This window comes from Massilia niabensis, from assembly GCF_042655085.1.
Taxonomy (GTDB): Bacteria; Pseudomonadota; Gammaproteobacteria; order Burkholderiales; family Burkholderiaceae_D; genus Telluria; species Telluria niabensis.
On the sequence record NZ_JBHSMU010000009.1, the window covers coordinates 350,757 to 363,550 of the forward strand.

General features: G+C 61.8%; 15 protein-coding genes. 14 read left to right on the forward strand and 1 reads right to left on the reverse strand.

Annotated elements, in window-relative coordinates; genetic code table 11:
- Positions 1-20 precede the first annotated feature (20 nt).
- The 12 genes from ACFPN5_RS09725 to ACFPN5_RS09780 all read left to right on the forward strand — a co-directional run bounded on the left by ACFPN5_RS09725 (position 21) and on the right by ACFPN5_RS09780 (position 10,904).
- On the forward strand, positions 21-791 hold the full coding sequence (locus tag ACFPN5_RS09725; protein ID WP_379782580.1) for a ParA family protein: 771 nt from the start codon (positions 21-23) through the stop codon (positions 789-791).
- Between the two features lie 18 nt (positions 792-809).
- Positions 810-1,673, forward strand: a complete 864-nt coding sequence (locus tag ACFPN5_RS09730; protein WP_379782582.1) for a ParB/RepB/Spo0J family partition protein — start codon at positions 810-812, stop codon at positions 1,671-1,673.
- Between the two features lie 303 nt (positions 1,674-1,976).
- Positions 1,977-2,315, forward strand: a complete 339-nt coding sequence (locus ACFPN5_RS09735; RefSeq protein WP_379782584.1) for an ATP synthase subunit I — start codon at positions 1,977-1,979, stop codon at positions 2,313-2,315.
- Between the two features lies 1 nt (position 2,316).
- A complete protein-coding gene (gene atpB / locus ACFPN5_RS09740) occupies positions 2,317-3,153 on the forward strand; it encodes a F0F1 ATP synthase subunit A (protein ID WP_379782586.1) in 837 nt (278 codons plus the stop codon).
- Positions 3,154-3,240: 87 nt separating this feature from the next.
- The gene (gene atpE / locus ACFPN5_RS09745; RefSeq protein WP_171087272.1) at positions 3,241-3,489 is read left to right on the forward strand and encodes a F0F1 ATP synthase subunit C; all 249 of its coding nucleotides are present in this window, start codon (positions 3,241-3,243) and stop codon (positions 3,487-3,489) included.
- A gap of 73 nt (positions 3,490-3,562) precedes the next feature.
- Positions 3,563-4,033, forward strand: coding sequence for a F0F1 ATP synthase subunit B (locus ACFPN5_RS09750; protein WP_379782588.1), 471 nt, complete (start codon positions 3,563-3,565; stop codon positions 4,031-4,033).
- A 2-nt stretch (positions 4,034-4,035) separates the two neighbouring features.
- Complete coding sequence (locus ACFPN5_RS09755; protein ID WP_379782590.1) at positions 4,036-4,569, forward strand: F0F1 ATP synthase subunit delta; 534 nt, start codon at positions 4,036-4,038, stop codon at positions 4,567-4,569.
- A gap of 100 nt (positions 4,570-4,669) precedes the next feature.
- A complete protein-coding gene (gene atpA, locus ACFPN5_RS09760) occupies positions 4,670-6,211 on the forward strand; it encodes a F0F1 ATP synthase subunit alpha (RefSeq protein WP_379782592.1) in 1,542 nt (513 codons plus the stop codon).
- 69 nt (positions 6,212-6,280) lie between these two features.
- Positions 6,281-7,156, forward strand: a complete 876-nt coding sequence (gene atpG, locus ACFPN5_RS09765) for a F0F1 ATP synthase subunit gamma (RefSeq protein WP_379782594.1) — start codon at positions 6,281-6,283, stop codon at positions 7,154-7,156.
- Between the two features lie 35 nt (positions 7,157-7,191).
- Entirely contained in the window at positions 7,192-8,595 is a 1,404-nt protein-coding gene (atpD, locus tag ACFPN5_RS09770; RefSeq protein ID WP_379782596.1) for a F0F1 ATP synthase subunit beta, read from the forward strand.
- Positions 8,596-8,622: 27 nt separating this feature from the next.
- On the forward strand, positions 8,623-9,045 hold the full coding sequence (locus tag ACFPN5_RS09775; protein ID WP_379782598.1) for a F0F1 ATP synthase subunit epsilon: 423 nt from the start codon (positions 8,623-8,625) through the stop codon (positions 9,043-9,045).
- A 179-nt stretch (positions 9,046-9,224) separates the two neighbouring features.
- Entirely contained in the window at positions 9,225-10,904 is a 1,680-nt protein-coding gene (locus ACFPN5_RS09780) for a serine hydrolase (protein ID WP_379782600.1), read from the forward strand.
- A gap of 9 nt (positions 10,905-10,913) precedes the next feature.
- Here the strand turns inward: ACFPN5_RS09780 and ACFPN5_RS09785 are convergent, their stop codons facing one another.
- A complete protein-coding gene (locus ACFPN5_RS09785) occupies positions 10,914-11,537 on the reverse strand; it encodes a peptidoglycan recognition protein family protein (RefSeq protein ID WP_379782603.1) in 624 nt (207 codons plus the stop codon).
- A 141-nt stretch (positions 11,538-11,678) separates the two neighbouring features.
- On the opposite strand from ACFPN5_RS09785, the gene ACFPN5_RS09790 reads away from it, so the two are divergent.
- Together ACFPN5_RS09790 and ACFPN5_RS09795 are read left to right on the forward strand one after the other, a co-directional pair.
- Positions 11,679-12,101, forward strand: a complete 423-nt coding sequence (locus ACFPN5_RS09790; protein WP_379782605.1) for a CoA-binding protein — start codon at positions 11,679-11,681, stop codon at positions 12,099-12,101.
- A 32-nt stretch (positions 12,102-12,133) separates the two neighbouring features.
- On the forward strand, positions 12,134-12,742 hold the full coding sequence (locus ACFPN5_RS09795; RefSeq protein WP_379782607.1) for a glutathione peroxidase: 609 nt from the start codon (positions 12,134-12,136) through the stop codon (positions 12,740-12,742).
- Positions 12,743-12,794 lie beyond the last annotated feature (52 nt).

A 12,794-nucleotide genomic window follows, 5' to 3' on the forward strand; every position in this document is an offset into this window, starting at 1 on the left:
CAGTGTCCGGATGAGAATAGATGGCAAAAATATTTTGCGTTGCAAACCAGAAGGGCGGCGTCGGCAAGACGACCACCAGCGTGAATCTGTCGGCAGGCCTGGCCAAGCTGAACCAGCGTGTGCTGCTGGTCGACCTTGACCCGCAGGGCAATGCGACGATGGGGGCCGGCATCAACAAGGCCTCCTTGAAGGCATCGACTTACCAGGTGCTGCTCGGCGAAGCGCAGGTGACTGATGCGCGCCTGCGTTCCGAAGCCGGCCGCTTCGACGTGCTGCCGGCCAACCGCGAACTGGCCGGCGCCGAAGTCGAGATGGTTGAGCTCGACAACCGCGAGCGCCGCCTGAAGGATGCGCTGGCCGCGGTGGACGCCGACTACGACTTCATCCTGGTCGACTGCCCGCCGGCCCTGTCGATGCTGACCCTGAACGGCCTGTGCGCCGCGCATGGCGTAATCATTCCCATGCAGTGCGAGTACTACGCGCTCGAGGGACTGTCGGACCTGGTCAACACGATCAAGAAGGTCCATGCGAACCTGAACACCGACCTGAAGATCATCGGCTTGTTGCGCGTGATGTTCGACCCGCGCATGACGCTGTCGCAGCAGGTGTCGGCCCAGCTCGAGCAGCACTTCGGCGGCAAGGTCTTCAAAACCATCATCCCGCGCAACGTGCGCCTGGCCGAAGCGCCGTCGTACGGCATACCCGGCGTCACCTTCGATCCGTCGTCGAAAGGCGCGCAGGCGTATATCGCGTTCGGGGCCGAGATGGTCGAGCGCATCAAGACAATGTAAATAAGAGAGTTATCCACAATGGCGACGAAAAAACTCAAGGGCCTCGGCCGCGGTCTCGATGCACTGCTGGGCGGTGATGCCGAACCGGCACCAGTTGGGGCGCCGTCCTCGCTGCCCATCCTCCAGCTCCAGGCCGGCAAGTACCAGCCGCGCACCCGGATGGACGAGGGCGCGCTGAACGAACTGGCCGCGTCCATCAAAAGCCAGGGCGTGATGCAGCCGGTGCTGGTGCGGCCGGTCGACGGCGGCCGCTACGAAATCATCGCCGGCGAGCGGCGCTTCCGCGCGGCGCAGATCGCCGGCCTGGCCGAGATCCCGGTGCTGGTGCGCGAAGTGGACGACCAGTCCGCCGCCGCGATGGCCCTGATCGAGAACATCCAGAGGGAAGACCTGAATCCACTGGAAGAAGCGCAGGGCATTGCGCGCCTGATCTCGGACTTCGACTTTACCCATGAGCAGGCGGCCACGGCAGTAGGGCGCTCGCGCAGCGCCGTGTCGAACCTGCTGCGCCTGGTGAACCTGGCCGGACCGGTGCAGACCATGCTGATGGCCGGCGACATCGACATGGGCCACGCCCGGGCGCTGTTATCCGTGGATAGCGCCAGCCAGATCACGCTGGCGAACCAGGTCATCGCCAAACGCCTGTCGGTGCGCGAAACCGAGAAGCTCGTCGCCAAGGCCCTGGAAGAGCAGGCCAGCGGCGCCCAGCCGCCGCGCCAGAAGGACAAGTCGGGCGACATCGTGCGCCTGGAAGAAGAACTGTCGGACAAGCTGGCGACCCCGGTCGTGTTCAAGATGGGGCCGAAGGGCCGTGGCCAGATGATCATCGATTTTGCCGACCTCGACATCCTCGAAGGCGTGCTGGCCCGGCTGCGCGCATAAACCGGTACCGCAGCCGGCACGCGGACAAATGCGAGCTGGTGCAGAAAGGCAACAGTAAAACTACTGTAGCGGCCGGCGCCTTGCCGGCCTTTTCATTTCCGCTTCCTGCACCCTGTTTTGGCCGCAAACGACAGCGAAAACGGCGCTTTCTACCAATATTTAAGTCACATTTCCAGCCCAAATGCATACTCCTGCACAACTGGAATCGTTTGACTCACAAGCACGAAGGAACTTATAATCCCGCTGATTCATGTAATTACCACACCGTAACTCGGTTCTAATGGCCAAGGCGAGAAAATAAAAATGTTGCGCCTGGTCTCCCTGCAATTGATCGCGACAGCGATGGTTGGCGTCCTCGCCGCCTTGCTGGGGGGGTGGTCTGCGGCCATTTCGGCGGTACTCGGCGGAATTTGTTGTGTGGTCCCGAACGCCATCATGGCGGTACGTCTGTTTGCCGGCACCCAAAAGCCTGGCGGGACCAACCCTGCAACATTTTTCATCTGGGAATTTGTAAAGATTGCACTGACGGTCGCCCTGTTGTGGCTGACCGCTACGCTGTACCGTGACCTGAACTGGCTGGCGCTTCTCGCCGGGTTCATCGTGGCGCTAAAAAGTTACATATTCTTATTATTTAGGCACTGATATGACGACAACCGTAGAAGGCGCAGCAAATCACGCGCCCACCGCATCAGAGTACATCAAGCACCACCTGGGCCACCTGTCGAACCACCACCAGGAAGGTCCGGTCGACTTCTCCATCATCCACTACGACACCATGTTCTGGTCGATTGCGATGGGTGTGCTGGCCCTGCTGGTCATGTGGATGGCCGCGCGCAAGGCGACTTCCGGCGTGCCGGGCCGCTTCCAGGCTGCTGTCGAAATCCTCGTCGAAATGGTGGACAACCAGTCGAAGACCATCGTCCATGGCGACCGCAGCTTCATCGCTCCGCTGGCGCTGACCGTGTTCGTCTGGGTCGCCCTGATGAACTCGCTGGACTTCCTGCCGGTCGACCTGTTCTCGGCCGCCTTCAGCGCCCTCGGCGTCGAGCACCTGTTCCCGTATCACCGCGTGGTTCCAACCGCCGACCTGAACGGCACCATCGGCATTTCGCTGGGCGTGCTCATCCTGATGATTTATTACGGCATCAAGATCAAGGGTTTCGGCGGCTGGCTCCACGAATTGTTCGCAGCACCGTTCGGCATCTGGATGGCGCCGTTCAACCTGCTGCTGAACATCATCGAATATGCAGCAAAAATGGTCTCGCTCGGTATGCGACTGTTCGGCAACATGTTTGCCGGTGAGCTGCTGTTCCTCTTGATCGCTTTGCTTGGCTCGACGGCAACCGTATTCGGTTTCGCCGGCCAGGTGATTGCCGGCTCGATCTGGGCGATCTTCCACATCCTGATCGTGTTCCTGCAGGCATTCATCTTCATGATGCTGACGCTGGTGTACCTCGGTCAGGCCCACGAAGGCCACTGATCGGCGCCGCAAGCATCGAACAAGATAGTGGTTGTAACGAAGTTGTAGTTTTTAATCTAGTTCTTAAATTAACTTTTTGGAGTAAACATGACTGACCTTTCTTTTGTTGCACTGGCTTGCGGTTTGATCATCGGCCTCGGCGCTATCGGTGCTTGTATCGGTATCGCAATCATGGGCGGTAAATACCTCGAAGCTTCTGCACGTCAGCCAGAACTGATGAACACCCTGCAGACCAAGATGTTCCTGCTGGCCGGCCTGATCGACGCGGCATTCCTGATCGGCGTTGGTATCGCCATGCTGTTCGCATTCGCAAATCCGTTCACCCCACCAGTTTAATTCCGGGGCAGTCTGGTTTTGAAGGGCCGAACCATCACGGTTCGGCGTCCGTTTTTGTGAGAAGGAAAATACCGTGAACCTTAACGCAACTCTGTTTGCACAGCTCGCCGTCTTCCTCGTCCTGGCGCTCTTCACGATGAAATTCGTGTGGCCGCCGCTGATGAAAGCGCTCGACGAGCGCGCCGACAGGATCGCCAACGGCCTGGCCGCCGCCGACCGTGGCAAGGCCGACCTCGCCGCCGCCGAAAAGCGCGTGCAAGCCGAACTGGCAACCGCCCGTGATGAAGGCCAGAAGCGCATCGCCGACGCCGAGAAGCGCGCGCAGATGATCATCGACGACGCCAAGAAGACCGCTGCTGAAGAAGCCGCCCGTATCGTTGCCGCTGCCCGCGCCGACGCCGAGCAGCAAGTGACGCGCGTGCGTGAAGAACTGCGTGGCCAGGTGGCCGCACTGGCCGTCAAAGGCGCCGAGCAGATCCTCAAGCGCGAAGTGAATGCAGATGCGCATGCCGCCCTGCTGACGCAACTGTCGGCCGAGCTGTAATCATGGCTGAACTCGCAACCGTCGCCCGTCCCTACGCCGAAGCGCTGTTCCGTGTTGCCCAACAAGGCAACATGGCAGCCTGGTCCGAACTCGTGTCCGAACTGGCACAAGTCGGCGCCAACCCTGATGTGCAGGCGTTTGCCGCCAATCCGAACGTGACGGCCCGCGACCTCGTCGCGACGCTGGGCTCGCTCGTCAAGTCGCCGTTGACCCCTGAGGCTTCGAACTTCCTGCAGATGCTGGCCGAAAATGGCCGCATCAGCCTGCTGCCGCAAATCGGCGCGCAGTTCCAGGTGCTCAAGAACGCCCAGCTTGGCGCTGCCGACGCAGACATCGCCAGCGCCTTTGCGCTTGACGATGCCCAGGTCACGCAACTGGTCGCACTGCTGGAAAAGAAATTCGGCCGCAAGCTCAATCCAACGGTCACCGTGGACCCGTCGCTGATCGGTGGCGTGCGCGTGCTGGTCGGTGATGAAGTGCTCGATACCTCGGTGCGCGCCAAGCTGCAGCAGATGCATGCTGCGCTGGTCGCCTGAAGCGGCACTTCGCACCGGAACTTTGCACCGAACTTTGCACGCCGGCCGGCATCTCACGTCCTTGCCCTACGCATCAAGAACTTATTAGGAGTTAGCACTCATGCAACTTAATTCATCTGAAATCAGCGAACTGATCAAGAGCCGCATCCAGGGCCTCGAAGGTTCGGCTGACGTTCGCAATCAAGGCACGGTGATCTCCGTCGCCGACGGTATCTGCCGCATCCATGGTCTGTCGGACGTGATGCAGGGCGAGATGCTGGAATTCCCCGGCAATACCTTCGGCCTGGCGATGAACCTCGAGCGCGACTCGGTCGGTTCGGTCATCCTGGGTGCGTACGAGCACATCTCGGAAGGCGACACCGTCAAGACGACCGGCCGCATCCTGGAAGTGCCGATCGGTCCTGAACTGCGCGGCCGCGTCGTCAACGCACTGGGCCAGCCGATCGACGGCAAGGGTCCGATCAACACGACCCTGACCGCCCCGATTGAAAAGATCGCCCCGGGCGTGATCGCCCGTGAGTCGGTGTCGCAGCCTATGCAGACCGGCATCAAGTCGATCGACGCGATGGTGCCGATCGGCCGTGGCCAGCGCGAGCTGATCATTGGCGACCGCCAGACCGGCAAGTCGGCTGTTGCAGTCGACGCGATCATCAACCAGCGCGGCCAGAACGTGACCTGCGTGTATGTCGCAATCGGCCAGAAGGCATCGACCATCAAGAACATCGTGCGCTCGCTCGAGCAGCACGGCGCGATGGAGTACACGATCGTCGTCGCCGCATCGGCGTCGGAATCGGCTGCCATGCAATACATCTCGGCCTACTCGGGCTGCGCGATGGGCGAATACTTCCGCGACCGCGGCCAGGATGCGCTGATCGTGTACGACGACCTGTCGAAGCAGGCCGTTGCCTATCGCCAGATTTCGCTGCTGCTGCGCCGCCCACCAGGCCGCGAAGCTTACCCAGGCGACGTGTTCTACCTGCACAGCCGCCTGCTCGAGCGCGCAGCACGCGTGAACGCCGACTACGTGTCGAACTTCACCGACGGCGCCGTCACCGGCAAGACCGGTTCGCTGACCGCACTGCCGATCATCGAAACGCAAGCGGGCGACGTCTCGGCCTTCGTGCCGACCAACGTGATTTCGATTACCGACGGCCAGATCTTCCTGGAGACCTCGCTGTTCAACGCCGGTATCCGTCCTGCGATCAACGCCGGTATTTCGGTCTCCCGAGTCGGTGGCGCCGCCCAGACCAAGGTCATCAAAAACCTGTCGGGCGGTATCCGTACCGACCTGGCGCAGTACCGTGAGCTTGCAGCGTTCGCGCAGTTCGCATCGGACCTGGACGAATCGACCCGCAAGCAGCTGGACCGTGGCGCGCGCGTGACCGAGCTGCTCAAGCAGCCGCAATACTCGCCGCTGCCGATCTCGCTGATGGCCGCATCGCTGTTCGCCGTCAACAAGGGCTACTTCGACGATATCGAAGTCAAGCAGGTGCTGCCGTTCGAAGCTGGCCTGCACGGCTACCTGAAGACGAAACAGGCTGCGCTCCTGTCGAAGATCGAAGAAACCAAGCAACTGGACAAGGACGCCGAAGCAGCACTCGCCGCCGCCATTGCTGATTTCAAAAAATCCGGCGCATTTTAATTTATGAAATGAAGGATCCAGCATCGCTTTTCCAAATGCGATGCTGGTGACCGGAAGGAGTAAGGACTCATGGCAGTAGGCAAAGAGATTCGTGGCAAGATCAAGAGCGTAGAAAATACGAAGAAGATCACCAAGGCGATGGAAATGGTCGCCGCATCCAAAATGCGCAAGGCGCAGGAACGGATGCGCGCGGCACGTCCCTACAGTGAAAAAATTCGGAACATCACCGCCAATCTGGCCGGCGCAAACCCGGAGTACACGCACGTGTTCATGGCGCAAGCCAAGCACGTGCAGGCAAAGGCAGTGGGTTTCATCGTCGTCACGACCGACAAGGGTCTGTGCGGCGGCATGAACACCAACATCCTGCGCCAGGTGACGGTGAAATCGCGCGAAATGGAAACGGCGGGCAACCGCGTCGAGGCAGTTGCCATTGGCAACAAGGGCCTGGGCTTCCTGAACCGTGTCGGCGTCAAGCTGGTGTCGTCCGCGACCCAGCTCGGCGATACCCCGCACCTGGACAAGCTGATCGGCCCGATCAAGGTCATGCTCGACGCATACCAGGATGGCCAGCTGGACGCCGTCTACCTGTGCTACACCAAGTTCATCAACACGATGAAACAGGAACCGGTCGTCGAGCAACTGCTCCCGCTGCCGGCCAAGCACATGGAACAAGAAAAGGGCGCGATCTCGTGGGATTACATCTACGAGCCGGAACCGCAAGTCGTGATCGACGAACTGCTGGTGCGTTATGTCGAGGCCCTGGTGTACCAGGCCGTCGCAGAAAACCTGGCGTCCGAGCAATCGGCGCGCATGGTCGCGATGAAGGCGGCAAGCGACAACGCAGGTAGCGTCATCGGCGAGCTGAAGCTGGTCTACAACAAGACCCGCCAGGCAGCGATTACCAAAGAACTCTCCGAGATCGTCGCCGGTGCGGCAGCGGTCTAAACGACAAGTAATTAACTATATCTGAAGGAACGAACATGGCTGATGGCAAAATCGTTCAGTGTATCGGCGCAGTGGTTGACGTGGAATTCCCGCGTAACGCCATGCCGAAAGTTTTCGACGCACTGAAAATGGCAGGCTCCGAACTGACCCTGGAAGTACAGCAGCAGCTGGGTGACGGCATCGTCCGTACCATTGCACTGGGCAGCTCCGAAGGCCTGCGTCGCGGCATGATGATCCAGAACACCGGCAACCCGATCATGGTGCCAGTCGGCACTGCGACCCTGGGCCGCATCATGGACGTGCTGGGCAATCCGATCGACGAATGCGGTCCGGTCAGCCATGAGCGCATGGCATCGATCCACCGTACCGCTCCTGCATACGACGAACTGTCGCCATCGCAAGACCTGCTGGAAACCGGCATCAAGGTCATCGACCTGGTCTGCCCGTTCGCCAAAGGCGGTAAAGTCGGCCTGTTCGGCGGCGCCGGCGTCGGCAAGACCGTCAACATGATGGAACTGATCAACAACATCGCCAAAGCGCACTCGGGCCTGTCCGTGTTCGCCGGCGTTGGTGAGCGTACCCGCGAAGGTAACGACTTCTACCACGAGATGGCGGACGCCAAGGTCGTCGACCTGGAAACGCCTGAAAACTCGAAGGTCGCGATGGTCTACGGCCAGATGAACGAACCACCAGGCAACCGCCTGCGCGTCGCGCTGACCGGCCTGACGATGGCCGAAGCCTTCCGTGACGAGGGTAAAGACGTCCTGTTCTTCGTCGACAACATCTACCGCTTCACGCTGGCCGGTACCGAAGTCTCGGCACTGCTGGGCCGTATGCCGTCGGCCGTGGGCTACCAGCCTACCCTGGCCGAAGAGATGGGCCGCCTGCAAGAGCGCATCACCTCGACCAAGACCGGTTCGATCACCTCGATCCAGGCCGTCTACGTCCCTGCGGATGACTTGACCGACCCGTCGCCTGCCACCACCTTCGCCCACCTGGACTCGACCGTCGTTCTGTCGCGTGACATCGCCTCGCTGGGTATCTACCCTGCGGTCGACCCGCTCGACTCGACCTCGCGCCAGCTGGACCCGCTCGTCGTCGGCCAGGAACACTACGACACCGCGCGCGCGGTCCAGGGCACCCTGCAGCGCTACAAGGAACTGCGTGACATCATCGCGATTCTGGGCATGGACGAACTGGCACCGGAAGACAAGCTGCTGGTCGCTCGCGCTCGCAAGATGCAGCGTTTCCTGTCGCAGCCGTTCCACGTCGCTGAAGTGTTTACCGGCGCACCAGGCAAGTACGTTTCGCTGAAAGACACGATCAAGGGCTTCAAGATGATCGCGTCGGGCGAACTGGACCACCTGCCGGAGCAGGCGTTCTACATGGTCGGCACCATCGAAGAAGCGGTCGAAAAAGCCAAGAAACTGGCTGCCTAAGTCGGCTCTTCAACCTGAAGGACACACATGGCAAACACATTTCACGTTGACGTGGTCTCGGCCGAAGCGGCGATCTTCTCCGGCGAAGCCGAATTCGTCGCGTTGCCGGGTGAGGCGGGCGAGCTGGGTATCTACCCGAAGCACACCCCGCTGATCACGCGGATCCGTCCGGGCGCCGTACGCATCCAGACGGTCGGCGGTAATGAAGAGTTCGTTTTCGTCGCCGGCGGCATCCTCGAGGTGCAGCCGAACGGCGTGACGGTCCTGGCCGACACCGCAATCCGCGGTGGCGACCTCGACGAAGCAAAAGCGCTGGAGGCCAAGCAGCAGGCCGAAGAGCTGATGCAATCGCAGGACGCGCAGATCGACTACGCGAAAGCCCAGGCCGAACTGGCCTCGGCGATCGCGCAGCTGGCGGCGATCCAGAGATTGCGTTCGCGCGGTCGGTAAGACTTCAACAGCAAGCAGTACGCCAAAAAGGCAGCCTTCGGGCTGCCTTTTTTATTGCCCGGGCTGCGCCGGCTGCAGCTCGTCCTGCGTTTTCGGCAGTTCGTCCGGAACGCGTTGTTCAAGATCCGCAGCGTAAGTACAGTCATCACATACCAACTCGATAAGAAGGGATGCCTGAGATGCTGAAACTTTCCGCAGTTTGCGTGGCCGTACTCGTCCTGCTCGGCGCACCGATGGCGGGCGCGCAGGAGGCAGCTGCCGCCGCTCAGCCGCAGCAGTCCCAGCAGGCGCTGGGCGCCGCCATCGACGCCAGCCTCAAGGCGTATTACAAGGCGAACGAGCCCGGCGCCACCGTCATCGTCGTCAAGGACGGCAAGACGGTATTCCGCAAGGCCTACGGCATGGCCGACACCGCCGCCAACAAGCCGATGAGCGCGGACATGAGCCTGCGCCTCGGTTCGATCACCAAGCAGTTCACGGCGGTCGCCATCCTGATGCTGGCGGAAGAGGGCAAGCTGGCACTGACCGACGACATCACGCGCTTCTTCCCGGATTACCCGACCGGCGGCAAGAAGATCACGGTCGAGCACCTGCTGACGCATACCTCGGGCATCGTCAGCTACACGGGCAAGCCGGGCTACATGACGGGCATGGCGAAAGACCTGGGCGTCGCCCAGATGATCGACAGTTTTAAAAACGACCCGCTGGAATTCGAGCCGGGTACCCGCTACCGCTACAACAACTCGGGCTACTTCCTGCTGGGCGCGATCATCGAGAAGGTATCGGGCCAACCTTACGCGAAGTTCGTGGAACAGCGGATTTTCGTCCCGCTCGGCATGCAGGACACGGCCTATGAGGGCTTCGAGCGCGGCAAGGCGCCGCGGGCGCTGGGACACTCGAGCGACGGGCAGGCCTTTGGCCGCAGCGCCACCCTCAGCATGACGCAGCCGTATGCGGCCGGATCGCTGGTGTCCAGCGTCGACGACCTGGCGCGCTGGGATGCGGCCATTTCACAGGGCAAGCTGTTGAAAGCTGCCAGCTGGCAGCGCGCCTTTACGCCCTACACGCTGGCCGACGGCAAATCCACGGGATACGGTTACGGATGGGAAGTGCGCCAGCTGCTGGGTACGCAGACAATCGCGCATGGCGGCGGCATCAACGGCTTCTCGACCTATGCCCAGCGCCTGCCCGAACACAAGGTGTTCGTGGCGGTGCTGAGCAATGCCGACGGCGGCCTGGTCAACCCGGCCGTGGTGGCGAACAAGGCCGCGGCGATCGCCATCGGCAAGCCCTACCGAGAGTTCAAGGCGGTCACCCTCGACGCCGCCGTGCTGGAGCGCTATGCCGGCGTCTACGAAATCGAAAAATCGATCACGCGCACCTTCCGCCGCGACGGCGACACCCTGACGATGCAGCGCAGCGGCCGCCCGCCGGTGCGCTTGAACGCCTATTCGCCGACCGGCTTCTACAATCCGCAGGGGCTTGAGTACTTCGAGTTCGCGCAGGGCGACAAGGGAGAAGTGACGGGCGTGACGATGGTCCAGGACGGCAACGAGGTCAAGCATCCGCGTATCGGCGCCGCGCCCGCTGCGCGCCAGGCGGTGAAGATCGCCAACGCGTCCTTCGACGCCCGCGTCGGCCGCTACCAGCTGGCGCCGAGCTTTATCCTCGCGCTCAGCCGCGAAGGCGACCGTTACTATGCTCAGGCCAGCGGCCAGCCGAAGCTGGAGATCTTCCCGGCCAGCGAGACGGCCTTCTTCTCGCGCGATGTGGAGGCTGAAGTACGCTTCGACGGGGCCGACAGCAGCTACCTGGTGCTGCACCAGAACGGCCAGCAGATCAAGGCAGCGAAGCTGTAACGGCCCGGATCAGTGTGGGGCTGTGCCAGCCGATTGGGCCAGCCGGGCGGCTACTTTCTCGCGGAAGTAGCCGCTTTGTACATAGCTGTACAGATTGGCGCCGGGGCAGACCGTCTTGCTGTCGTGGTCGCGGTGGCTGGCGATGCGCTCGACCGGCACCTTGTACTTCTTTGCCAGCATCGCCATGACGTCGACCACGGCCGCGAGCTGGGCCGCGTTCGGCTCGACCTCCTCGAAATTGCCCACCACTTCGATCAGCGCATGGCCGCTCGGGTCGTATTCAGTGTTGGTGTCGCCGGCGTAGGCGATGTCGCGCCCGGCGTAGGTCTTGCCCTCGAGGTCGATGATGTAGTGGTAGGGGATGTCGAGCCATCCCTTGGTATTCCTCGACCAGGTCTGCAGCTTGCGCAGGTACTGGCGCGGGTCGGTGCCCGCTTTGAACGGTTCGCCCTGGTGGTGCAGGGTGATGTGGGTGATGCTGTGGCGCCGCGCACGGGCCGGGTCGGCCGGTGTGCCGCCCCAGTCGGTGACGGCGACGACCGGGACGTCCACCGCTGTCGGCTTGAGCGCGCAGCCGGCAATGGCCAATGCGAAAAAAAAGGGGGTGAAAAGACGTGCGCGTGCGAGATTCATGGATGCATTCATAGGTGGGATGACCTGCCATCTTTCCACATATGGCCGGGTTCGCGCAATCAGCATACGGCGCATGCCCATGCTGGCGAAATGATGCAAACCTGTTAAGCTAGCACCGAACCCGACCCCTTGCGAGCCCCCATGAGAACGATTCCCCAAATCCTGCGAGACAGCAAAACGATCGCCATCGTCGGCCTGTCCAAGAAGCCCGAGCGCGCCAGCTTCGGCGTGGCCGACTACCTGCAGCAGCAGGGCTACCGCATCCTCCCGGTCAACCCGCAATATGCCGGCGACGAGATCCTCGGCGAACGCGTGCATGCCAGCCTGCAGGAAGCGGCCGATGCGCTCGCGCCGAGCGGCCAGCGCATCGATATCGTCGACTGCTTCCGCAAGCCGGAAGACATCCCGCCGCTGGCGCGCGACGCCATCGCGATCCGCGCCGGCTGCCTGTGGATGCAGCTCGACATCGAAAACCAGGCCGCCGCCGACCTCGCCCGCGCCGCCGGCCTCGACGTGGTGATGAACCACTGCCTGAAAATTGAACACCGCAAGCTCGACGCCTGATTTACTATACTGAGTTACTTCCTGGACCCATCATGCTGAAAACCGCCATCCTGCCTTTTGCCCTGCTTGCCGCCCTCATTGGTACCGTCTCGTCCGCGTCAGCCCAACCGACGGGCGTCGTACCGCACCGTCCGACTGTCGCCGCAGGGACCACGCCTGCCGCCTGCCCGGCGCTGCTCAAGCAGAACTTCAAGCGCCTGCAGGACGAAGCGCCGCAAGACCTCTGCCAGTACGCCGGCAAGGTGGTGCTGGTGGTGAATACCGCCAGCTATTGCGGCTTCACCAAGCAGTACGAAGGGCTGGAAAAGCTGTACGCGAAATACAGCCCGCGCGGCCTGGTGGTGCTGGGCTTCCCGTCGAACGATTTCAAGCAGGAAGCGGCCAGCACCAAAGAGATCGCCGACCTCTGCTATAACACCTATGGCGTGAAGTTCCCCATGTTCGCGCCGACGGCCGTGAGCGGCGCCGGCGCCAATCCGCTACACGCGGCGCTGGCGAAGCAGACCGGCAAGGAGCCGAAGTGGAATTTCGCGAAATACCTGATCGGGCGCGACGGTAAAGTCGTGGAGCACTTCCCGAGCAAGGTGACGCCGGAAGATCCGCAGCTGGTCAGCAAGATCGAGCAGATGCTGGCACCATAAGCAGCCGATGTAGAAGAGTTCAGGCTGGAGTTGAGCGCGTGGACGGCGAAGC